Annotated in this window: 22 protein-coding genes and 4 pseudogenes; 15 read left to right on the forward strand and 11 right to left on the reverse strand. The window is 35.3% G+C overall.

The window, feature by feature from the left end:
- Window positions 1–45: 45 nt before the first annotated feature.
- A complete protein-coding gene (locus AAGD93_RS02695) occupies window positions 46–204 on the forward strand; it encodes an IS3 family transposase (RefSeq protein WP_341819799.1) in 159 nt (52 codons plus the stop codon).
- Here the strand turns inward: AAGD93_RS02695 and AAGD93_RS02700 are convergent.
- Together AAGD93_RS02700 and AAGD93_RS02705 are read right to left on the reverse strand one after the other, a co-directional pair.
- A pseudogene (locus AAGD93_RS02700) lies at window positions 202–564 on the reverse strand (transposase); the annotation flags it as partial. The gene AAGD93_RS02695 and the pseudogene AAGD93_RS02700 overlap by 3 nt on opposite strands.
- A 225-nt stretch (window positions 565–789) precedes the next feature.
- Complete coding sequence (locus tag AAGD93_RS02705; protein WP_182319069.1) at window positions 790–1,596, reverse strand: YgfZ/GcvT domain-containing protein; 807 nt, start codon at window positions 1,594–1,596, stop codon at window positions 790–792.
- Window positions 1,597–1,763: 167 nt separating this feature from the next.
- Here AAGD93_RS02705 and AAGD93_RS02710 point away from each other — a divergent pair, with 167 nt between their 5' ends.
- From AAGD93_RS02710 to AAGD93_RS02740, 7 genes are all read left to right on the forward strand, one after another.
- Window positions 1,764–2,045, forward strand: coding sequence for a co-chaperone GroES (locus tag AAGD93_RS02710; protein WP_173862895.1), 282 nt, complete (start codon window positions 1,764–1,766; stop codon window positions 2,043–2,045).
- Window positions 2,046–2,145: 100 nt separating this feature from the next.
- Window positions 2,146–3,795 carry a chaperonin GroEL gene (gene groL, locus AAGD93_RS02715; RefSeq protein WP_341819800.1) on the forward strand — a complete coding sequence of 550 codons (1,650 nt, stop codon included), beginning with the start codon at window positions 2,146–2,148 and terminating at the stop codon, window positions 3,793–3,795.
- Window positions 3,796–4,477: 682 nt separating this feature from the next.
- Window positions 4,478–4,636, forward strand: coding sequence for a hypothetical protein (locus AAGD93_RS02720; protein WP_341819801.1), 159 nt, complete (start codon window positions 4,478–4,480; stop codon window positions 4,634–4,636).
- A 45-nt stretch (window positions 4,637–4,681) separates the two neighbouring features.
- Window positions 4,682–4,981, forward strand: coding sequence for a protein-disulfide reductase DsbD domain-containing protein (locus tag AAGD93_RS02725; RefSeq protein WP_341819897.1), 300 nt, complete (start codon window positions 4,682–4,684; stop codon window positions 4,979–4,981).
- Window positions 4,982–5,483: 502 nt separating this feature from the next.
- Window positions 5,484–6,827: an alanine:cation symporter family protein gene (locus tag AAGD93_RS02730; protein WP_341819802.1), complete on the forward strand. Its 1,344-nt coding sequence runs from the start codon at window positions 5,484–5,486 to the stop codon at window positions 6,825–6,827.
- A 35-nt stretch (window positions 6,828–6,862) separates the two neighbouring features.
- Window positions 6,863–7,021: a hypothetical protein gene (locus AAGD93_RS02735; protein ID WP_153296804.1), complete on the forward strand. Its 159-nt coding sequence runs from the start codon at window positions 6,863–6,865 to the stop codon at window positions 7,019–7,021.
- Window positions 7,022–7,173: 152 nt separating this feature from the next.
- The gene (locus AAGD93_RS02740; protein WP_341819803.1) at window positions 7,174–9,852 is read left to right on the forward strand and encodes a hypothetical protein; all 2,679 of its coding nucleotides are present in this window, start codon (window positions 7,174–7,176) and stop codon (window positions 9,850–9,852) included.
- Here the strand turns inward: AAGD93_RS02740 and AAGD93_RS02745 are convergent.
- The 6 genes and pseudogenes from AAGD93_RS02745 to AAGD93_RS02770 all read right to left on the reverse strand — a co-directional run bounded on the left by AAGD93_RS02745 (window position 9,844) and on the right by AAGD93_RS02770 (window position 16,668).
- Window positions 9,844–10,440 (reverse strand): Maf family nucleotide pyrophosphatase, encoded by a 597-nt coding sequence (locus tag AAGD93_RS02745; RefSeq protein WP_341819804.1) that lies wholly within the window; start codon window positions 10,438–10,440, stop codon window positions 9,844–9,846. The two genes, AAGD93_RS02740 and AAGD93_RS02745, sit on opposite strands and share 9 nt — an antisense overlap.
- On the reverse strand, window positions 10,418–10,681 hold the full coding sequence (gene infA, locus AAGD93_RS02750; protein WP_007550159.1) for a translation initiation factor IF-1: 264 nt from the start codon (window positions 10,679–10,681) through the stop codon (window positions 10,418–10,420). Before infA ends, AAGD93_RS02745 begins: the two co-directional genes overlap by 23 nt.
- A 112-nt stretch (window positions 10,682–10,793) precedes the next feature.
- On the reverse strand, window positions 10,794–13,271 hold the full coding sequence (locus tag AAGD93_RS02755; protein WP_341819805.1) for a hypothetical protein: 2,478 nt from the start codon (window positions 13,269–13,271) through the stop codon (window positions 10,794–10,796).
- A 251-nt stretch (window positions 13,272–13,522) separates the two neighbouring features.
- Window positions 13,523–14,251: pseudogene (locus tag AAGD93_RS02760) on the reverse strand (IS5 family transposase).
- Window positions 14,252–14,354: 103 nt separating this feature from the next.
- The gene (locus AAGD93_RS02765; RefSeq protein WP_341819898.1) at window positions 14,355–15,632 is read right to left on the reverse strand and encodes an adenylosuccinate synthase; all 1,278 of its coding nucleotides are present in this window, start codon (window positions 15,630–15,632) and stop codon (window positions 14,355–14,357) included.
- A gap of 176 nt (window positions 15,633–15,808) precedes the next feature.
- Window positions 15,809–16,668, reverse strand: a protein-coding gene (locus tag AAGD93_RS02770; protein WP_341819116.1) for an IS630 family transposase whose coding sequence is annotated in 2 segments (ribosomal slippage) — window positions 15,809–16,344 and window positions 16,344–16,668 — 861 coding nt in all. Because the reading frame shifts where the segments join, the coding sequence is not laid out codon by codon here.
- A 96-nt stretch (window positions 16,669–16,764) separates the two neighbouring features.
- On the opposite strand from AAGD93_RS02770, the gene AAGD93_RS02775 reads away from it, so the two are divergent.
- The 3 genes and pseudogenes from AAGD93_RS02775 to AAGD93_RS02785 all read left to right on the forward strand — a co-directional run.
- Window positions 16,765–18,174, forward strand: a complete 1,410-nt coding sequence (locus AAGD93_RS02775) for a hypothetical protein (protein ID WP_341819806.1) — start codon at window positions 16,765–16,767, stop codon at window positions 18,172–18,174.
- 59 nt (window positions 18,175–18,233) lie between these two features.
- A protein-coding gene (locus AAGD93_RS02780) for an IS630 family transposase (protein WP_341819807.1) occupies window positions 18,234–19,093 on the forward strand; the annotation gives its coding sequence in 2 pieces (ribosomal slippage) (window positions 18,234–18,558 and window positions 18,558–19,093; 861 coding nt in all).
- Between the two features lie 27 nt (window positions 19,094–19,120).
- Window positions 19,121–19,321, forward strand: a pseudogene (locus tag AAGD93_RS02785) (hypothetical protein); the annotation flags it as partial.
- On the opposite strand, the gene AAGD93_RS02790 reads toward AAGD93_RS02785, so the two are convergent.
- A complete protein-coding gene (locus tag AAGD93_RS02790) occupies window positions 19,275–19,601 on the reverse strand; it encodes a hypothetical protein (RefSeq protein ID WP_015589103.1) in 327 nt (108 codons plus the stop codon). The pseudogene AAGD93_RS02785 and the gene AAGD93_RS02790 sit on opposite strands and share 47 nt — an antisense overlap.
- A 26-nt stretch (window positions 19,602–19,627) precedes the next feature.
- Window positions 19,628–20,338: a heme ABC transporter permease CcmC gene (gene ccmC, locus AAGD93_RS02795; RefSeq protein ID WP_065095173.1), complete on the reverse strand. Its 711-nt coding sequence runs from the start codon at window positions 20,336–20,338 to the stop codon at window positions 19,628–19,630.
- Between the two features lie 150 nt (window positions 20,339–20,488).
- Between ccmC and AAGD93_RS02800 the strand changes: the two genes are divergently transcribed.
- From AAGD93_RS02800 to AAGD93_RS02810, 3 genes are read left to right on the forward strand one after another with little or no spacing between them, the layout of a single operon-like run.
- Window positions 20,489–21,319, forward strand: a complete 831-nt coding sequence (locus AAGD93_RS02800) for a pyruvate, water dikinase regulatory protein (RefSeq protein WP_065095172.1) — start codon at window positions 20,489–20,491, stop codon at window positions 21,317–21,319.
- A 49-nt stretch (window positions 21,320–21,368) separates the two neighbouring features.
- Window positions 21,369–21,497 (forward strand): type B 50S ribosomal protein L36, encoded by a 129-nt coding sequence (gene ykgO, locus AAGD93_RS02805; RefSeq protein WP_341819808.1) that lies wholly within the window; start codon window positions 21,369–21,371, stop codon window positions 21,495–21,497.
- A 49-nt stretch (window positions 21,498–21,546) separates the two neighbouring features.
- Window positions 21,547–21,861, forward strand: coding sequence for an FtsB family cell division protein (locus AAGD93_RS02810; protein WP_010962526.1), 315 nt, complete (start codon window positions 21,547–21,549; stop codon window positions 21,859–21,861).
- 419 nt (window positions 21,862–22,280) lie between these two features.
- Here the strand turns inward: AAGD93_RS02810 and AAGD93_RS02815 are convergent.
- Window positions 22,281–22,436, reverse strand: a pseudogene (locus AAGD93_RS02815) (IS4 family transposase); the annotation flags it as partial.
- Between the two features lie 63 nt (window positions 22,437–22,499).
- On the opposite strand from AAGD93_RS02815, the gene AAGD93_RS02820 reads away from it, so the two are divergent.
- Window positions 22,500–23,359, forward strand: a protein-coding gene (locus AAGD93_RS02820) for an IS630 family transposase (protein WP_341819182.1) whose coding sequence is annotated in 2 segments (ribosomal slippage) — window positions 22,500–22,824 and window positions 22,824–23,359 — 861 coding nt in all. Because the reading frame shifts where the segments join, the coding sequence is not laid out codon by codon here.
- Window positions 23,360–23,366: the final 7 nt, after the last annotated feature.

The raw sequence follows: 23,366 nt of genomic DNA on the forward strand, positions 1-23,366 counted from the left end.
CCTCCTTATCATCATCTATCCTTATCCTATCACATCCGGACTTTTATGGAAAGAGCTATACCAATAGACACCTCTCGGCACTCTAAACAGCATATCAAAACTGCTATATTTGAATATATAGAAATTTTTTATAACAAACAACGTAGACACTCCACTATTAACTATTGCATTCCTGAGCATTTTGATTCATCATTCTCTTTGTGAAAAACATTCCAAACTTTCTCTCCACTTTTTCTGGGTAAGGTCAGTTTGCCTTTTTTTGACTATTTGGGGTTCAAAGCTTCCCTCCCTATCTCTAGGCGTCAAAAGCTCAAATGAACCTGCACTTGTCCGTAAAGTCTTTCCATTTCTCCCATTTCTTCGATTATTCTCTTCACTTTCAGCTAATAAGTGATTTTCTATTTCACCTTCCAAACTTGCCTCCAGCAGCTTTTTTATAAATGGTGTAAATGCTCCATCCCTTCCTGTCAACGGCCTTCCTTCTCGTATAGACGACAGGATATTTGTTTCTAATTCTTTATAATCTACCAATCCGGTAATTCTGTTTACTATTTTTTGACTCATTGTCAAACCTCCATTTTTTTATATCAATTTATTACTTTTTTTTCGGTTTGACAGACTTTTTTGAACATTCCCGGAAATGCAGAAAAAAAATGTTCAACATTATATCAGGAGTCCTTGTCGTTTTAATCTGCACAGATTGCGAAGTTAAATGAAATAGCTTCACTGTTATGATAAGGGCGCTGGCGAAGGGTGTCAAGCAAGTTTTTCGTTTCTATATGTGCTACCTTAAGACTTCAACGTCTTAACGCACCTAACTCCATCTGCATATAAATTTGCATGGCTCTTTCCAGTATTAAGCAATGCAAATCCAATGTTGTCTACACTAGAGCGCAGTTCCCCTATTTCCTCATTGTTTTCATTTGTCACTTTAGTGCCAATATCTGGAAGTGCGTTATCCCCCTCAACAAGGTAAAGTTTTCTTCTGAATATTTCTTGTCTGCTCATTCGATTTACGACTTCCTGACCTATATAACACCCCTTATTAAAGCTTATACCGTTTACTTTATCGATTAAAAATTGCAGCGGAAACGATGAATTCTGCACCATATCTTTCGCTCCATCTGGAACGAGATTTTGAATTCTGACTTTTTCATACTGAGTAAAATCCCCAACCGGCTCTTTTATTTCATCTTTATGTATGATCCTCATTCCTAGCAGCTTGTGCCTTGGATCTTGAAAAATAACTTGTGACTTACCACTACACTCCGCCAACTTAGTATTAAACAAAACTCCAACCTTATATAGTGCACTAATGTCTTTAATTTTCACTTTCAAATAAGTTTTAAGCAAATCCAGTTTCTCGATTATTTGCTGCAAGTGCATGTTTTCGCACTCCAAGAGGGTGTATTTACCATATTCAATAAGAAAAAAATCATATAGATATTTTCCCTGAGGGCTAAGCAATAAAGAGTAAATGGCTTTTTGGCTATCCAACTTATTAATATCATTGGTTATAATACCCTGCAGAAAATCTCTAGTGTCAGGACCATATAGCACTATCACACCACGACTTAAAAATGGTATATAACTCATGAAATCTCTATAAATAAATCTAAATTCTATTATATAACATTAGGCTCTTTTAGAAACTGCTTTTGGCGTGCATATTTTACAAGCTCCAGCCCTTGAAATCTAACTTACGAGTATATATATATAAACTTATAAGTTAATTTGTTGATGAGGAAAAACAAATGTCAAGTATAAGTTTAAATGTATTAGATGATAGCGTGCTGATCAAGCCTATTAGCGAAGAAAAGCAAGGTGGAATTGTGCTTCCATCAAGTGCTGAAAAGAAACCTACTAAAGGTGAAGTTATAGCAATTGGTGAAGGTTCACGCAATTCAAGTGGCGAACGCGTAACTTTAACTGTGAAAGCTGGTGATAAAGTGTTCTATCGCCAATGGGCTGGTACAGAAATAGAACATAATAATGAGAAGCTTATCGTGATGAAGGAATCCGATATACTTGCTGTCATTAAGTAGCAGTCTTTATTTTACTAAACTGAAACAAAGCGCAACATAGCGCATTGTAAATGATTTTATTATAGTTTTCTAAGTTTTTTATTAACAAGAGGTGATAAAAATGACTAATGTAGTAGTATCAGGTGAGCAGTTGCAAGAAGCCTTTCGTGAAGTTGCAGCAATAGTGGATTCAACGGTAGCAATAACTGCAGGACCTAGAGGAAAAACAGTAGGGATTAATAAGCCCTATGGAGCACCAGAAATTACAAAAGATGGTTATAAGGTGATGAAGGGTATCAAGCCTGAAAAACCATTAAACGCTGCGATAGCAAGCATCTTTGCACAAAGTTGTTCTCAATGTAACGACAAAGTTGGTGATGGTACAACAACGTGCTCAATACTAACTAGCAACATGATAATGGAAGCTTCAAAATCAATTGCTGCTGGAAACGATCGTGTTGGTATTAAAAACGGAATACAGAAGGCAAAAGATGTAATATTAAAGGAAATTGCGTCAATGTCTCGTACAATTTCTCTAGAGAAAATAGACGAAGTGGCACAAGTTGCAATAATCTCTGCAAATGGTGATAAGGATATAGGTAACAGTATCGCTGATTCCGTGAAAAAAGTTGGAAAAGAGGGTGTAATAACTGTTGAAGAGAGTAAAGGTTCAAAAGAGTTAGAAGTTGAGCTGACTACTGGCATGCAATTTGATCGCGGTTATCTCTCTCCGTATTTTATTACAAATAATGAAAAAATGATCGTGGAGCTTGATAATCCTTATCTATTAATTACAGAGAAAAAATTAAATATTATTCAGCCTTTACTTCCTATTCTTGAAGCTATTGTTAAATCTGGTAAACCTTTGGTTATTATTGCAGAGGATATCGAAGGTGAAGCATTAAGCACTTTAGTTATCAATAAATTGCGTGGTGGTTTAAAAGTTGCTGCAGTAAAAGCTCCAGGTTTTGGTGACAGAAGAAAGGAGATGCTCGAAGACATAGCAACTTTAACTGGTGCTAAGTACGTCATAAAAGATGAACTTGGAATCAAGATGGAAGATCTCACGCTTGATGATCTTGGTACGGCTAAAAATGTTAAAATTACTAAAGATAATACCACAGTTGTCAGCGAAAATAGCGATTCTGACAGTGTGAAAGCTAGAATCGAGCAGATTAAATCTCAAATTGAAACTTCAACTTCTGATTATGATAAAGAAAAGCTAAGAGAACGTTTAGCGAAATTATCAGGTGGCGTTGCTGTGCTCAAAGTTGGTGGAGCAACTGAAGTGGAAGTTAAAGAACGTAGAGATAGAGTCGAAGATGCGCTGCATGCAACAAGAGCTGCAATTGAAGAAGGTATAGTTCCAGGTGGTGGGGTTGCGCTTCTTTATGCTTCATCTGTTCTCGACAAATTAAAAGGTGCAAGTGACGAGGAACAAATAGGCATAAACATTATCAAGAAAGTTCTCAGTGCTCCAATTAGAAGGTTAGTCAAAAATGCTGGTCTTGAATCTGCTGTTATAATTGACTATTTGATTAAGCAGAATGATAAAGAGCTTATATACAACGTTGAGGCTATGAATTATGCTAATGCGTTTACAGCTGGTGTGATTGATCCAGCAAAAGTGGTTCGTATCGCTTTTGAAACAGCGGTATCTGTTGCGAGTGTGCTGATAACTACTGAATCTATGATAGTTGATGTACCAAGCAAAGAAAATGCTTCATCTCCTATGGGTCCAGGAGAAATGAGTGGCATGGGTGGATTCTAAGTAGAATGAAACCGTGGAGCAATTGCTCCACGGTAGTTCCAAAAAATCTCACATTTTACTATTCGTTAAAGGTAATACGTTTGGTGCAGAAATGCACTACTGTTTGCATCCGTTTCACTCCTTTATATTGTGGTTGTCTAATAACAAAAAGGCAGCATAAGAAAACTATAACCCCTAGTATATTTATACTATAGCTGACCCAAGCAACACGTCATACCGCGATTCATTCCACAACTGTACGAACATTACAATATGGCACATAGTAAACGATGTCATGAAAGTAGCTGACACTGGAATTCAGGAAAAAGGATGATGTCATTCCAGTGCTTGACACTGGAATCCAGCATTTCCATAATCATCAAAACATTGTATTTTAACAAAAAACAGCTATTTTTATGCTTGCCAACTTAATAAAATTCCTGGATCCCAGTGTCAAGCACTGGGATGACACCCTCCTTATGGGCCAAAATCACAATGTTCGTACAGTTGTGGATTCATTCGCGGTATCTCGGCATAGATTCCGCTAACAAGTAGCGGAATGACGAATTTGTCGTTTTTCAGATTGTCGTAAGTCAGTTTAGCTATAGCATAATGCTATATTAATAAATAATCTATATAATACTATTAAATATAATAATTAAAATCTAAATTACTTTCTCTATAAAAGGAGAAATTTACCTTAATGAAAATACATATATATTTAATATTGTTTTTATTTTTTTCTTGCACTCAACTATATGCTGACGAGGAAATTGCAAAATTTGATTTACTTATTGGCGAGATAAATGAAGCAAGCTTCACTCTTAAAGGTGCAATAAAGGTTACAGTAGAACCAGGCTGACACATATATTATAAAGATCCTGGAGATTTTGGCCTTCCCACGTCTATTAGTTACAAAGGTAATGCATCAGATATAAATATTCACTGGCCTATTCCAAAGGAACATAAAGATAAAGTAGGGAGAGAGACGTTTGTAAGTAACGTATATGAGGATATGGTATTATTTCCCTTTAAGATGAATATATTTTTAAATCAAGGGTATATTGACCTTAACTTCCATATAAATTATGCGATATGTAAAGATAGGTGCATCCCTAAAAATGTTGAGATAAAAATCAGGCAACCATTAAAGGATTTTATAGATTCTGATATCAATAAACTTATAAATGAGTGGTATGAAAAATAGAGTTCTCATGGAGTAGGTGTCATTCCAGCGCGTGACACTGGAATCTCATTTACTTTTTTGTTCACTATGTGAGGAACTTGGGCCTACAAGTATATAAACATAATGGTTTCGCATAAAAAATTTAGATCCCAGTGTCACGCACTAACTGTACGAACATTGAGATATAAGAGTAATTTGTACCAAGAAAAAAGATGTCATCCCAGTGCCCAGACACTGGGATCCAGATTGGACACTAAGTTGGTGAGTATAAAAGTAGCTAACCTTATGTTAAAACACAATATTTTTGGTGAGGGGTTGCATTAAAAGCTGGATTCCAGTGTCAAGCACTGGAATGACATCGTCTTAACATTGTACCATATTACAATGTTCGTACAGTTATGTGTCACGCACTGGGATGACAAGAAAAGGTTTCTAGAATGACGGAAACGAAGTCATACATAGAAAATAGGTTAGGTATTTTCAATTTTTGTTGTATACTCAAATAAAAATCTCACTTTTACAGATGGATACAGTAAAGTTTGTTTTATTACTGCCAACAATATTACTCATGCTAGTTGCTGGTGTTTACCTATCGATTAAACTAAAATGGCTACAGGTATTTAGATTACCATACGCCCTTTCACTCCTTGGAGCTAAAAAAGGAGAAAATAAATTTTCTTCTATAGCCGCTCTGTTTACAATTTTAGGGGGAAATTTAGGAGTAGGAAATATTTCAGGAACTGCTGTTGCTCTAAAAACCGGAGGACCGGGCTCTATTTTATGGATGGCAATAATTATTGTTATCACTTCTGTGATAAAATATGTCACTTGTTATCTAAGTATAAAAACCAGAAAGGAAAAGAACGAACGGTTTATAGGTGGCCCTGTAGCCTACATGACTGATGCGTTTAACTCTAGGAAGGCCACAATTGTCTTTCTAGTTATCATGATGATGGTTTCAATAACAGTTGGTAACCTTGTTCAGGTAAATTCTCTATCAATACCACTTAATATGATAGATGTGCCTGTAGTTGTTGGTGGCATTGTAATGGCCATAATATTTTTTGTTGTTGCAGCTCTCAGCTTAAAAAAAATTAAAATTTTTATATCGGCTATGATACCGATAATGACGGTAAGTTACCTCACACTTTGCGGTATCATATTATTTAAATTTAGTGAAAATATTCTTCCTTCTCTAAAACTAATAACAAGCAGTTTTTTTACAACCAGTAGCTTTAACTCTGGTTTATCTCTAGGTTTGATTCTAGAAATGTTGACTATTATTCAAGTCGGAACTTTGCGAGGTATTTTTGCAACAGATATAGGGCTTGGCCTTGAAGGAATCGTACATTCTTCAATTGTTCCTAAGAAAAATAATAATAAATTTATTATTGAGCAGAGTCTAATTACGATAATATCGCCTTTTATAGTTGCGTTTATAGTGTTTATTACAACAATGGTACTGCTTGTCACAGATTCTTGGGTCACTGATTTAGAGAGCACTAACATGTGCATATTTGCTTTTAGAAAGGCAATGAATTGGCCTTGTATTGACTATTTAATTATGGCCATAATGTTTTGTTTTGCTTTTACTACTATTTTTACTTGGTTTTTTTGCTCAAAACAGACAATACGCTATGTGTCTATGGATAATAAATACACTAAAATCTGGATTGTAATTTTTACCATGATCATTCCGCTTGGTGCGATAGGTAAAGTCCGGTTGCTATGGGATGTTGCTGATATCTCGATTGCTGCTTTGTTGTTTATCAACATACTCGCTATACTCAAGCTAACCTCTCAAGATCCAGAAGTGTTTACTATGAGTAGCAGATATTTGAAGTTGCAAAAACAGAGCTATAGCTAAAGCAATTTAGGCTATGCAGATGTTGTGATATAAGAGTGATTTCCGCCAAGAAGGATGTCATCCCAGTGCCCAGACACTGGGATCCAGGAATCTTGATTGGCACTAAGTTAGTGAGCATAAAAGTAGCTAATCTTATGTTAAAACACAACATTTTTGATGGGGTTCGTGAAAGGCTGGATTCCAGACTGGAATGACAACTTAAATCGTTTGATGTTACCATAAAATAGCTTGTGTCATCACATTAGTAACACAACCTTCCTTAATAAAAATTCAACCAATGCTTGTGATAATTATATTAGCTAGTATTAGCTAGAACTAAAGGCAGAGGGTTATTAGTGAGGGATATATGGGCACTAACGATACACAACAAGAACACATTTATAATGAGCGCATTCAAGAAATTTTTCCTTTATTTGATAAAATAAAAAAGGAAGACGACCCAATTTATAATGCTAGAGTTGATTTTAACACAGTAAAGTTTTTAACAAAACACGCCAACTGGAATTGGGACGAAGAAGAAAACAAAGATAAAGCATATGGAGTTATTCTTCAGAAATGCGACAAGACAAAGAAAGCTGGACAAGAGCTTGAAAGTGAAGTTAAAGAAAGGTTGAAAGAGTATGTTGATGATGTTGCAGGAGTTTCAATATACGGTAATCACGCAAGTATTACACTGGGAGATAACAAAAAAGAGTTTAAAATTAGCGAATTTTTAAATAGTGATTTTTGTGAGAAGAATGAAATCTCGGGATTTTCAACATTGCATAGTGATGGAAAGAGCGGAATGCATGGTTTTGTTGCCGAGGAAGAAGGGAAAAAAATAAGACATTATGTCGTAACTGATGGTTCATATGAAATGACTTTAAAGTGGTATGCGGAGGGGAAGGAATGTAAGATCAAAATTAAGATTGATGCTAACGGTGTAGACCTTGTTAAAGGTGATGATTTTTCTCTAGAACGGTTAGAAGTAAACAGAGATGTAAAAATAGGTGGTTTATTCTTGCATGAAATACAATTCAGGGAGAAAGGACAAGGAAAAGCGAATGAGATGCAACATAATAAAGACAGTAACGAGCTATCATCTGAAACTACAACAAGAATTGATGTTAATAGAGGTGTTAGCGTTCAAGCTACTGATATAACTCAAAAAAAAGAAGACCACCATTCACATTTTGGACTACAATCTAACAGCAGAAGGCAGTCTTACGATAGCGGAATTGGAAAAGATTTTGACGATAAAATTAATTCTCAGGAGGCTAAAGAAAAGCGTGAGCTTAGACAAGCAGCACGAGAAGCAAATTCGGGAGGTCAAGTTTATAACCTACAATCGCTTTTTGAGGAGAATCCTCAGAACAAAAAAACTCCTCCGCCACTTCCACCTAGAACTAGTTCACTACCACCTGAAAAAGGTGTTTTCGATGAGCAAGGGGGAGCCAAATCTGGAAGCCAAAAACCAGATGACTTGCGCGAAAATGAGCAAACACCTAATAATCAGCAAAAAGGTGCAACTTCTGATTCTTCAGATAGTTCTACTTTCACCAAGTCTGTAAGCCACAATCAAGATAATAGGCAAGAAGATGAACGGTATGACAATCCTACATTTGGACATGCTGTACCTGGAAGCCAAAAACCAGATAGAAGTGAGCAAACACCTAATGATCAGCAACAACCTAAAACCCAGCAACAAGAAGGAAATAGCAAAGGCGATCTGTTACAAGACATCAGAAATTTCAAGAAAAACAACTTACGGCACATTGATGTTGATGATAGAAAAGCATCAATTGCAGGAAGTAGAAAAAATAACCCATCACCGTTAGAGACATTAAAGGACAGAATTCCTTATTCATCTTCTCCAGATAACAGTGATAACCAAGATGCTAGTGATGCTAAGTGGAAAGAAAGTGAACAGCCGCTCTCTGCTACAGCACTCAATAATAAAAGTGACTCGGGCTATTCATCTCCAACTCATGACAATAATGAACAATCTCAAGTAAATCCTGAACAGTTAAAGAAGAGCTTAGAGAACATTGAACAAAGTGATCAAACTCCACCTGAAAATCTTCTTAAAGAAATCAGAGATAGATCACAGCAGGATAATAGAGGATTAAGGCAAGTTGATCCTACTGATAAACTGTCACAAGATAAAGAAGATGGATTGCAAAAAGACGATTTAGCAGATGTAAAAATAGTGGAAGGTCCAACTGTTAGTGTCTCTGCTTCAACACCAAATAGTATAAGTGATTCAGGCTATATATCTCCAACTAATAGTGATAGTAAATCTCAAACAGATTTAAAACAGGTAGGAAGGAAATTAGAAGAACATATTAGACAAAGTAATCTAACTCTATTTGAAGAACTTAAAAATACATTAGGTCAAGAAAATCTCGGGTTAAAACCAGCTGATCAGAGTCAGATTAGCGAAGAAACTAAAAAACGCTTGAGAGAAGTTGGGTTGCTAAAAGACAGCTCAACAGACATAAAAGCAAACGATTCGGGCTATTCATCTCCAACTCATGCCAATCATGAACAATCTCAAGTAAATCCTGAACAGTTAAAGAAGAGCTTAGAAAACATTGAACCAAAAGAAATCGGAGATACGAGTGAGTTAAAAGGAGCATTGGGAAACCCGGATAAAGGGTTAAGAGAACCGGCACAACAGGCTACTAAAGAAAATATTCCTAAAGATTCATTCTCAGAAAACATTTTAGAAAAGATAGGAGAAGGTAAACAATATGACCCTATACGTAAGTGGTTAGAAAAAACAGTGGCAGAACGAGAAAATAATGACACTAATCCAACTGTAGATAAAAATAGCGAACTATATAAATTACTAGAGAAAGATGAAGCACAACTGAAAGCTGGAGTAATAGAAGAAGAAAGAGGAGATACTTTAACAGAACACACTGATGGTTATGATCGCAATAGAATTGCATTAGCTAACAGAAATAAAAGACCACTAGATTGGGCTAAACAGGTTGCTGAGTCACAACAAAAAAAAGATACTAATAAAGGTATTTCAATATAAATTGAAGTTAAAATAATTGCTTAGCAAACAATAGGTTTCATGTAATGGTAACCCTATAACGGAAGAGTAGGAGCCGCGTAAGAACAATACGAACACTCCAGCTAGGCCTTGTATATTGCATCCCCCCGCCCTATTTTTCCACTCTTCTGATGCTAAATAATACTTAATTTCTTGTTCACTGAGACGTTTAAATTTCACTATTGTAACCACAGTCCTGATATGTTGTTTAGATCGATCGGGAGTTAATAGACATACACTGGTGTATACTCTATGCCTTCTTCCTGATAACAAGCGGATACATTTTTCTGCTTGCTCAACGTTTTCAGCTTTGAGCAATATCCTTCTACCACAAGCAACAACTGTATCAACACCAAGCACAAAGTAATTTGGATTTGAGCTTTGTATTTTCTCCGCTTTACTTTTTGCCATACGGATTGAGTAATCCTTCGGAAGTTCCTTTTTTAAAGGGGCTTCATCTATATCTGCTGGCAAAATTAAACCTGGCTCAATGTTTATTTGTTTTAGTAAAGCTATACGCCTTTTCGATGATGAAGCAAGAATAAGATTATTTAGAGATCGTTCTGTCACTTGTACCTTTAAGCCTTCTAATGATCCTACCCTTTCTCGCATTCCTATCGTAGATGCTCATCTCAACTAACACCCTATCCCCTATAATGATGCGTATTTTACTTCTTCTCACTTTCCCTGATACATGACAGATAATCTCATGTTCATTGTCCAGTTTCACTCTAAATTCTGCTGCAGGTAGTAAAGCAGTTACTGCCCCTTCCACTTCAAAAATTGTTTTCGATTTCTCGTCTTTTATCATATGTTATATTATAATTTAATAATCTTTTTTAGTCTACTATAGATTTTAAATTATTATCAACACAAAAGACCTTTTGCGCCCCACTTAAGTTGCAACTTAACCCCAACCATCTTCACAATGATACCCTACCTACGTTTCTACTCTCTGCCACCTTCTCAATAGAACTTATAGGACTTATGTTGAAAGATAAATCATTATCACAATTTTCTTCATCGCTATCAAGTCCACTATCAACGCTTAAAGATCTGAGTAATGTTGTCTTCTCTCTCAGTGGAACATAAGACTCATTATCAACGCTTGAAGATTTGGATAACCTTTTCTTCTGTCGTGGAGCATTACCAGACTCATTAGAAATTTCTTCCGTTAATTGATTGTTGAAGCTCCTTTGTTCATCAGCACGAATTTTTTCTTCCAGTCCATCAAGCATTCCTACCAATTCATCACCCCATTCATTTTCTTCTTCTAATAATTGTTTACACTTTTCTTTCTCACGCTCTAGCTCGTTTCTTAACTCTTCGACTTTATCTTCATCTTTAGTGAGTTCAAGTGTAAGCACCTTATCTCCTGGAAATTCCTCGTACTCGTTTTCTAGCTCTTCAATGTTGAGTTTTAGTCTCTCTTCTCCAAGTGTATCTTGTAAATCGCTATCCTGCCTATCTGATTCTTTAATCTTTTGCTCAATTTCTACTTGTACCTTATATTCCTGATCTAATTCTCTTAGCTGATCTTTCAAGCGCTCTTTCTGCTGGCGTCGTTCAACCATTATCTGTTCCGCATCTTCTCGTGCTTGATTTAGCTCTTTTTCCAAATTCTTCTTTCCTGCATTAACAATTTTCAGCTCTTCCTTTAGCTTTCTTTTTTCTTCATATACACTTTTAAGTTCTTGTACTTTCCCTTGTAGCTCTTTTAACACACCTGCTAATTCTTCATTTTTTTGTGCCAGTTCAGTTTGCAATTCCGTGTTTTTTTGCTCCTCTTTTTCAAACCTGTCTTGTAAATTGCTATTCTGCTTCTCTAACTTTACAATTGTTTGATTAGCTTCTGCTTGGGTTGTTTCTAGTTTCTCCTGTAGTCGCTGATTTTCTTGTATTAATTCATGATGCTTTTTATTTATCACTTGCAACCCTGCTTCTATTTCTTGCTTCAATTCAACAGCTTCTTTTTTCAAATTTGACATTTCTTGCTTCAATTCAACGTTTTTTTCGGACAGCATCTGATTATTTAAAATCAATTCATCCATTTGTTGTGAAGCAAATTCTGTCTGAGTTCCAGTGTGCTGTAAATTGACTTCCGTTTTAGTTTCGATTTGTTGTGAAGCAAATTCTGTTTGAGTTTCAGTGTGTTGTAAATTGACTTCCGTTTGAGTTGATGCATTGCTATTAATAGAAGGAGGAAGGCTATTGTCAGCATCAACTTTAGGGTCTAATTCCCCCTCTGGTTCCTCGCGATAGGCCGCTATAGACTCATTTTGAAAATTATTATTAGCAGTAGGTACAACATCAGCAGCCTTACCCTTTTCTAGTACAGCATCATATAAGGAGAGACTTTGAATATATAATTCATCATTTTGCTTTATCAATTCTAAGATCTCATCCGATAGCACAAAATCTTCATCATTAAATTTTAGTACTTCAGTTATGCCATCGCTACTCACATTCATAATCATGGTACACATTTCGGATCCATCCTTTACAGGCCAAGTGCTTTTCATTTCATAATATGCGCCCTCTTTAAATTCATAATATCTTTCCTTACCTTTCCGATGAGCGTGTATTTCATATTTTTTATTGCAATAGATATTCAGCTCTTTAATATCTTTCTCTTGCCGTAAAATATCACTAATCCTGGTTGGCTCACTTCTATTGTAATTAATAAGATTGATATTCAAAACTCTATGAGTGTTATCAGTTTCTGTGTAATAAGCTCGAAACTCTACGCCTTTCTCTCCAAGATATTTACTTGCAGCTTCTTTTCCCTGCTCTGCCAACTTTATGCATTTATCTATATCTTCCTTAAAGCTCTTATTAGCAGACTCTGTTACTGCTTTATCTATGTACGTTTTTTTAAAATCTCCATCATTTATTAGGTCATAAAAACTCCACTTATCCCCAAAAGCCCTCTGCACGTAAGTGAAATTCTTTTTTTCCTTTAGTTTTCCTAAGAACCACACCTTTTCTTTCAGATTTTTCAGTTGAAAGCTTACCCTTGCCTTTACACTAGAGTTTTTGGCAGGAATACTAACTTCTTCTAATTCTTTAAGTAATTTATTATTTTTTATAATTGAGGAGCAAAACTTTACAATAGCAGAATTTGCAAACGAAGGATCTTTTTTTATACCTTCATCAATAATTTCTTTAAAACGTGCAAATTGAGGTAGAACATAAAAATTGATTATTTCTTTTTCTGATCTTGTTTTATTAGCATAAGAGATATCACCTAATTGTGAATATAACTCTTTTAATGTATAGTAGATAAGCGTAGAGTAATAAACCTCCCTATTCAGTGAAGTTGGTCCAATACACTTTTCAAGTTGATCACTTGTTTTTCCTGCCTCTGCTGTTTTTTCTTCCTTAGCCAAACTTCCAATCATAATACGCCTCCTTAACTATATTTATATTATACTAATTAACATATATTAAAAAAAATCAAACTGTATAACCTCGTTCTACACTAACTTTTATGATTACTTGATTGTGTAAAAATAACTGCAAGTGTTAAACTTGAGCTTTTATTTTTCATTATACATTTCTTACTACATGTTTATACTGCTGTCTTGCATAATAGACTATTCGAAGTTACACAAGTATTTTTTTTATTAGATAAGAGTTAGTAAGAGCCTGTTCATAATTTTTTCAGAAGTAAGGCAGTGAAAGCCAGAACTACCATTTGTAGGCTAGTATTGAGTTTTCGCTCACAATTTTTCCACAATCTTCTACATTTTTCTAACCAAGCAAAAGATCGCTCCACAACCCATCTTTTGGGCAATACAACAAAGGAACGTAATTCATTTCTTTTGATCACTTCAACGGTTGCACCAATAATCGTTTTTATTTGAGTTACAAAATTCTCTCCAGTATAGCCTGCATCAACCAGTACATTCTTAACTCCCGAGAGGTTTTCTTTTGCATTTTCGACCATTCTCACAGCACTGCTACGGTCAGTTATCTCTGCTGTTGTTGTATAAATTGCATGCTTGCGTATCTACTGCAATACGGCCCTGAAATCTTCTTGCCTGCATCATAGCTTCAGCAGTATCTGCATTTTTTATACTCTGTGCATCAATTATGCAGAAGCTTTTCCGACCATTGTTTTGTCGCAATTATTTTTTTTTAATACCAGCTCCAGAACACTTTCTTTATTTGCATCTGGTTTTTCACTCCACTTCTTAAAATAGTCGTAACAATTGCGCCATTTTGGGAACTCTTTTGATACCATTCTCCACTGGCAACCACTTTTTAACACGTATAACACTCCACAAAATACATCATGTAAATCAAGTGTTCTTGGTTTTGTCTTCTTTCTGCAAGATTCCAGATCTGCTACAATAATCTCAAACTTTTCTCGACTTATGTCACTTGGTTATAAACTTCGCATATCCTACTTTATATACTTTATCCTCTCACTTTATCTCTTTTTTGAGATTACGTACAGGCTCTAAGATACAAAGACGTTTTCAGAAATCTTTAAGCTTAATAACATCTTCTCTATTTGGACTAGTTGAAATTAGATGAATTGGTACGCCTATTAATTTTTCTAACCTGTCTATATATTTTATTAAATTAGTAGGCAATGCTTTAATCAACCTTTTACCTTGAGTGTTTTCTTTCCAGCCAGGAAACTCTTCATATATTGGCTTTAATTTCTCTTGTATTGAATGTGATGCGGGTAAATAATCATACATTTTCCCGCTGTACTTGTAATCAGTGCATATTTTAATTGTATCAAAAGAATCAAGCACATCTAATTTGGTTAATACAATGCTTGAAACTCCAGAAAGTTGCGCAGCCTGGCGCACTAGAACTGCGTCAAACCATCCGCAGCGCCTTCTTCTATTGCTCACTGTTCCAAGTTCCTTACCTATAGTAAACAAGCTATCTCCTACTTCATTTTTCTGCTCAGTAGGAAATGGGCCATTGCCCACTCTTGTTGTATAAGCTTTTATCACACCAATAATGTAAGCATTGGAGGATAACCCTGAGCCTGTTATTGCTTGCGATGCTACAGTATTACTTGAAGTAACAAAAGGGTAAGTTCCGTGGTCGATATCTAAAAATGCGCCTTGGGCACCTTCAAATATTATTTTCTTACCTTCTTTCATCAAGTCATTTAATATCTTCCACACAGGTTTTTTATATGAAAGAATTTTTTCTGAAATCTCTTGAATTTCCTTTAATATTTCTTCTTTTTTAACTACCTGGTAGTTAAGGCCTTTCCTGATAGCATTGTGGTAATTCAAAAGAGTATCCAATCTTTTATTGAGCTCATCTGCGTTTTCTAAGTCACAAAGGCGTATAGCTCTCCTCCCAACTTTATCTTCATAACATGGTCCTATCCCTTTATTTGTTGTACCAATTTTGTGATTTCCATTTAAATCTTCAAATAGCTTTTCCTTGTCCTTATGTACGCTAAGTATTAATGGACAGCTCTCAGATACCATCAAGTTGTTATAGTTTACGTCTATTCCTTTAACTTTCAATGACTCTATTTCTGAGATTAGAGCGTGTGAATCAAGAGCAACGCCATTTCCTATGATAGATATTTTGCCTGGCCTCAAAACAGCAGAGGGCAGTAAATTTAATTTATAAACCTCATCATCTACTACTATAGTGTGCCCTGCATTATTTCCTCCCTGAAATCTCACAACTACATCTGCATTCTCAGAAAGATAATCTACTATTTTACCCTTGCCTTCGTCACCCCATTGCAGACCAACAATTACAATGTTATTCATCATTATTTTCTAGATTAATACATAAATATTAATGCAGTACGCTACAAATGGAAAGAGAAATCTACGCCTTTCCTACACCTCTTAAATAAAGAAATATACTGTCGATTTTCTTAATATATTACCAAATTATTCATCATTATATGATATATAGCATTTCTCATAATAGTCCGAACAGGTCATAGGAAGGCAGAATCAACAGCACGACGAAAGGATTCGAATAGAGGAATGTTTTTCCTGGCTCTGTTTTTTATAGCAAACCAATGATGCTCAATTTTGTTGAAATCTGGAGAATAAGGCGGCAGATACAAAATTTCTGCACCAACCCCTTTAGCAAGCTCGATAATCTTATCAGACTTATGAAAAGTAGCATTGTCAAGAATGACAGTCTGTCCAGGTTCCAAGATCGGTGTCAAAAATTGCTCAAACCATCCATTAAAAACATCCATATTACAGTGGCCTTCAAAGGTTAACGGAACAACTATCTTTCTTCCACTTAAGGCTGCAACCATACTGATTCGTTGAGTTTTCTTTCCAGATTTTAAGGCATAAAACCGCTGTCCTTTCTGGCAATATCCGTAGGGGTAGTCTTCGGTGTTATCAATGCCAGACTCATCTATATACACTAAGTTTTTAGGTTCTTTTGTCGCTATAATTTTCAAAAATTCAGCACGTTTTTCTTCGTTTCTTTCCTTGTATCCATATGTCTTTTTTTGCGCGTAAATCCAATTTTTTTAAGGGCTCGATAGATCGTTTGGATACTAACGTTGTTCCAAAGTTTAGCCATTTCCGATAGAGTCTTTCCTCCGTGTTCTCTGGCAAATTTGGCAAAGGTATCCCAGTCGGTAATTTTGTGATTGTAACCCCCATTTCCAAGTTTTTTTGATTGAAAGTCTCCTGTTTCTTTTCTTCTTTGCTGCCACTCCCATAAAGTAGTTCGTCCAATCTTAAATCTTGCTGCCACTGTTTCTCTGCTTTCTCCTTCGTCTAGCACTTCCATTGCTTTTTTTCTTAAATCATAACTATATGCTGCTGGCATTCAACCTCCTTATCATCATCTATCCTTATCCTATCACATCCGGACTTTTATGGAAAGAGCTATAACTTACAGCATATTTACAGTAAGGTGTTATTTATGAAAGAGACAAAAGGAAAAAATAATAAGAGTCCAGTAGTTAGATTAAAGGCCACAGCTAAAGAGTTCAATTTTAGTAAATTAAGAGCAGATCAAGATAATAAATTAGCGAATTCCGGTGAAACAATGTTCTTAGATTTTCAAAGGATGAATTTTATTATTAACGGAAAAGAAATAGATAAAAATCTTATTATTGCATTTAAGGAAGGAGCTAAGCACCGCAGAAGCGAACTTTTTAATAGTGATGATATATATAATGACGAAATATTTAACAAAAAAGGAACAAGAGAAATAGATACGGATCGTGGCAAAGCTTTTGTTGCTTCAGTACTCGAAGATATTGAGAAAGAGCTTGTAAGTGACGCATTGGGTGAGCTGTGGAAAAATCACTGCGAAGATCCCAAAACTACTGATCATCAAAAAACTGATTCATATAAGAAAGAATTTGAAGAATTTTACAATGCTGGCCAAAGGTATATCCATCTATTACCAACAGAGAAAGATGAAAACAAGGATTACCGTTCCTTTGCAAAAGAAGTTTTCAAAAAAATGTTCAGATACGCTGGGGCAGAAGTTCCAAGTGATGCTATTTTAGAAGAGCTAGTTACCAATTGTAATCAAGCAGGGTATGAGGCTGCTCCATTTATACAAACCCAACTTGCACTTGGACAGTCGTTCATAGTAGAAAATCCTAAAAAAGTAATAAACATTGATTGTGCTAACCAAAATAATGTGAGAATTAGATCTGATATGAGGCTACCAATACTCTCTGTTAAAAATCAAGTTATGCATGGCGATAAGATATGTAATCTGCCCAGTTCATTGGAATTTACAATTGAATCTCACAATGGTGAAGACTTTGTAACATACAGAGATGGTAAATTGTCACTTACTATTCCTAAAGAGTTAAAAAATTATAAAGATAATGGCAAGAGCTTGTTTGACATTATTAAAGAATATTTTCAGAAATTCTGTGCAAAATTAGGATTTAAAGCTGAGACAAAAATACAAATAGAGCATGGCTTCGGTGCTCAAAGTAACTATTTAGATGGTACAATATCAACCACAGGATCAGATGCAAATGAAGAATTTATCAATCTTTTAAGCGAAAATCTCAGAAAGAGGTTATTGGGGTCAGGAGTTGCTCTAGAAGATGAAGATGTTGATGATATTGTTGAAGTCAGAGTATCTACCGTTATAGATCTATTGAGTGATTATGCTAAATTGGAAGATAATAAAGAACACAGAGAGTTATTAATAAGTAAAGTAGCAGATAATTTAGGACTTTCCACTCAAGATAAAACAGCACCAGAAGTATTGATGGAATTAGGCTCTTTACCTTCTTTGATAAAAGGTCAGGTTAATCATAATCAAGTGCAGTCTGTTGTAAATACTTTTATTAAGTTATAGCTCTTTCCATAAAAGTCCGGATGTGATAGGATAAGGATAGATGATGATAAGGAGGTTGAATGCCAGCAGCATATAGTTATGATTTAAGAAAAAAAGGAATGGAAGCGCTAGACGAAGGAGAAAGCAGAGAAACAGTGGCAGCAAGATTTAAGATTGGACGAACTACTTTATGGGAGTGGCAGCAAAGAAGAAAAGAAACAGGAGACTTTCAATCAAAAAAACTTGGAAATGGGGGTTACAATCACAAAATTACCGACTGGGATACCTTTGCCAAATTTGCCAGAGAACACGGAGGAAAGACTCTATCGGAAATGGCTAAACTTTGGAACAACGTTAGTATCCAAACGATCTATCGAGCCCTTAAAAAAATTGGATTTACGCGCAAAAAAAGACATATGGATACAAGGAAAGAAACGAAGAAAAACGTGCTGAATTTTTGAAAATTATAGCGACAAAAGAACCTAAAAACTTAGTGTATATAGATGAGTCTGGCATTGATAACACCGAAGACTACCCCTACGGATATTGCCAGAAAGGACAGCGGTTTTATGCCTTAAAATCTGGAAAGAAAACTCAACGAATCAGTATGGTTGCAGCCTTAAGTGGAAGAAAGATAGTTGTTCCGTTAACCTTTGAAGGCCACTGTAATATGGATGTTTTTAATGGATGGTTTGAGCAATTTTTGACACCGATCTTGGAACCTGGACAGACTGTCATTCTTGACAATGCTACTTTTCATAAGTCTGATAAGATTATCGAGCTTGCTAAAGGGGTTGGTGCAGAAATTTTGTATCTGCTGCCTTATTCTCCAGATTTCAACAAAATTGAGCATAATTGGTTTGCTATAAAAAAAAGAGCCAGGAAAAACATTCCTCTATTCGAATCCTTTCGTCGTGCTGTTGATTCTGCCTTCCTATGACCTGTTCGGACTATTATGAGAAATGCTATAATTATTGAAGGGAAAAGCGAAGTATACAAAAAAGGAGGTGCGATTAATGCAATTGATGCAATTCATAAGGAGATAGATAAGGCAATTGTTGAGCAAGAAAAAAAAGCAACCAACAAACAAGATATAGAAAATGATAAATGGACAGATAGAATCAAAAAACAGAATTATTCTGCGGAATCACATGAACATTTACCTTAAAGATATTAGTAGGCTCTTTAAATATTTTAGAGTTCATGGTTGCAACGGTTGCTATTTTACAGCGCACCTCATCGTAAAAACTACGTGCCGTTGCATCATATGTTTCAAGAACGTTGGTAAAATGTTCAAGTTGATCTCGATTCAATACCTGATCTATTCTAGTTAGTTGGTCATTGCTGCTTTTAAAATTAGTTAGATCACATAACATAGCACGTTCTTCAGTTTCAGCAGGCAAGTATTTAAAGTGACCAAAGATATTTTGCCTAATTTTCTCTAGCATATTTACCTGTATACTTACAAAGCTACCTAATACCGCATACTGATTTCTCTCTTTATCTTATATAAATTAATTAAGTAAAGTGAATACAGTATCCACACTACTAAAAAAAATGTGGCACAAAACATAAACATTGCAACCAGTGGCAACAGCAGGGAACTTTCTATTGCTATTCCACCTTTTCTCAAAATGCTTGCTGGCTGATGGAGAGTGGACCATAAATTCACGGAAAATTTTACTATAGGAATATTTATAGCACTAAAGATGGCAAATACTGCTGCTGATTTTTCTGCCCTCGCTTCATTATCAAAAGCGCTCCACAATGAAAGGTAGCCAACATATAGGAAAAGTAAAATCAGCATTGAAGTAAGTCTTGCATCCCATACCCACCAAGTGCCCCAGGTTCCTTTTCCCCAGATGCTGCCTGTGATTAAACATATTGCCGAAAAGACTGTCCCTGCAGGAGCAGCAGCATGTGCCAAGACACTAGCAATGCTATTGTTCCATACCAATGAAATGAAACTGAGTGATGCAATTAATCCATATATTCCAAGAGCAAGCCATGCAGAAGGCACATGAATGTACATGATTCGTACAATTTCTCCTTGTTTATAATCTTCTGGAGAGAAGAATAACGCCAAAGACATTCCAATTAAAAAACATGCGAAACAAATAACCCCAAGCCAAGGTAGAGCTTTCTTAGAAAAATAAGAGAAATTTGTAGGCTTTAATAAAAACATTCGTTTTGAGAATAATTGTGTTAAGAATTTACCAATTAGTTTGAGTTTTATCAACAGGATAGTTTTTCTATATTTACGTAGGTCAACAAATTAGCATAATTTCAGTAGCAGATTGCTAGCCATTATTTTTAGTATAACACTATATAAAACATGACCATTAAAAAGCTTAATCTACACTTAGTATCAGATTCAAGTGGTGAAACTGTTATATCAGTTGCAAAATCAGCTCTGAAACACTTTCGTTCTATAGAAACGATCGAATATGTTTGGTCTTTTGTGAAAAAAGAGGAGCAGATTGACAAAATTCTGGAGGAAATTAATAGGAAAAGTGATGAGCATAATTTTGTTATATGCACTATTACTGATGATGAGCTAAGAAAATATTTAAAAGATAACTGTATAAAGTTGAAAATTCCCTATAGAGCAATATTATCACATATTATTAGAGAAATTTCGTCCTATCTTGAAATTGAAAAAGACGAAAAGCTTGACTTGCATACTGAGATAAATAACGAATATTTTCAGCGCATTGAGGCAATAAACTACACTATTAATCATGATGATGGACAAAATATTCAAGATATTGATAAAGCAGATATAATTTTGGTTGGAGTTTCACGTACATCAAAATCTCCCACCAGTACGTATTTAGCTTACCGAGGCTATAAAGTTGCAAATATTCCTTTTGTTAGTGGAGTACCCTTTTATGTTGACTTGGCAAAATTAAAAAATAAACTAACGATAGGGGTAACAATAGACGTAAGTAGGCTAATAGAAATACGCAAAAATAGACTTACTTCAATTAACAACGAAGATAACAATATATATGCTAACCCTGAGAAAGTAGAAAAGGAAATTAAAGAAGCAGAGGAACTATTTAAGCAGAATAACTGGCCAATTATTGATGTCACGCAAAAGTCAATCGAAGAAGTATCAGCAACAATTATACAGTATTTTAATAAAATGTTATCAATTGACTAACTCTTGATAAGTGATTATAATGTAAAGTAATTTAATTCTTACTATAGATATGAAAGTCAAAGGGTCGCTAAAATCTCATCGTAACAGAGATAAAAATTGTAAAGTTGTGAAAAGGGGTGGTAAGATTTACATTATAAATAAGGTAAAGCCAAGGTATAAAGCGCGTCAAGGTTCTTAGCTTTTTGTTCACCTTTTCATGTTATATATTTTTTATATGTGAAAGTACGGTGCTTATATCTAAAAAGAAGCAAAAGTTACTGTGTTTAAGCGCAGCCTTACTCATTTCTTCCCTTACATTATATTTCAGCATTAGCACAATTACAGGTAAACGTGGCTTATTGACGTTAATCGATTTAAAAAAAGAAATCGAGTACAATAAACTTTTGCTAAAGGATGTCTCTTCTGAAAAGGAAAAGTTGGACAACAAAGTATTTGGCTTATATGAAAAAAGTTTAGATTTAGATCTGCTTGATGAGCAAGCAAAAAATGCTTTAGGTTATGTGAACCCTAATGAACTTATGGTTGTTCTTGACGTGGAATAGCAGTAGAGATCTCCCTACGTCATACCGCCGCGGCGCTAACACGTAGCGGGATGACGGTTTTTCAAATTGTTGGTAAATCTAAGTCAGTTTAGCTATATTGTCTCTCACACCGCTTAGCTGAACAGACAATGGCGTCAACTTAAGGAAAAATATCAGCGATAGTGTATAAAATTTCTCTCTAAATTTTTTATCATTAAATTATCCAAAGAGTGCAAGGGACAGCACTTTTGTTTCTATTTTATTGCAACAAAAAAGTTTAAAATGTGTCTTTTTTAGGTGAGGCATGCAAAAAGGAAAAGATCTTATCTTACAAATTAAAAATGCAATATACTCGAAAACTTTTCAGAAAATCCATTGTGTTGAGTTTTACACGAACAAGAAAACTCCTTTCTTTCTCTCCACTTTTTCTGGGTAAGGTCAATAATGCTCATGACTGTTAAATACCTCATTAATCTTTCTGCTGTTCCAAGTCTACATTCCTCAACTTTGAGACCAGATTTTAAAATCTTATGCAATATCTCTATTTTCCATCTCAAACAATACCAACTAACTTTTTCAACAGCTTCTTCAAAAGTATAGCTCTTTCCATAAAAGTCCGGATGTGATAGGATAAGGATAGATGATGATAAGGAGGTTGAATGCCAGCAGCATATAGTTATGATTTAAGAAAAAAAGGAATGGAAGCGCTAGACGAAGGAGAAAGCAGAGAAACAGTGGCAGCAAGATTTAAGATTGGACGAACTACTTTATGGGAGTGGCAGCAAAGAAGAAAAGAAACAGGAGACTTTCAATCAAAAAAACTTGGAAATGGGGGTTACAATCACAAAATTACCGACTGGGATACCTTTGCCAAATTTGCCAGAGAACACGGAGGAAAGACTCTATCGGAAATGGCTAAACTTTGGAACAACGTTAGTATCCAAACGATCTATCGAGCCCTTAAAAAAATTGGATTTACGCGCAAAAAAAGACATATGGATACAAGGAAAGAAACGAAGAAAAACGTGCTGAATTTTTGAAAATTATAGCGACAAAAGAACCTAAAAACTTAGTGTATATAGATGAGTCTGGCATTGATAACACCGAAGACTACCCCTACGGATATTGCCAGAAAGGACAGCGGTTTTATGCCTTAAAATCTGGAAAGAAAACTCAACGAATCAGTATGGTTGCAGCCTTAAGTGGAAGAAAGATAGTTGTTCCGTTAACCTTTGAAGGCCACTGTAATATGGATGTTTTTAATGGATGGTTTGAGCAATTTTTGACACCGATCTTGGAACCTGGACAGACTGTCATTCTTGACAATGCTACTTTTCATAAGTCTGATAAGATTATCGAGCTTGCTAAAGGGGTTGGTGCAGAAATTTTGTATCTGCCGCCTTATTCTCCAGATTTCAACAAAATTGAGCATCATTGGTTTGCTATAAAAAACAGAGCCAGGAAAAACATTCCTCTATTCGAATCCTTTCGTCGTGCTGTTGATTCTGCCTTCCTATGACCTGTTC

Source organism: Wolbachia endosymbiont (group A) of Brachyopa scutellaris, assembly GCF_964026995.1.
GTDB classification, from domain to species: Bacteria; Pseudomonadota; Alphaproteobacteria; order Rickettsiales; family Anaplasmataceae; genus Wolbachia; species Wolbachia pipientis.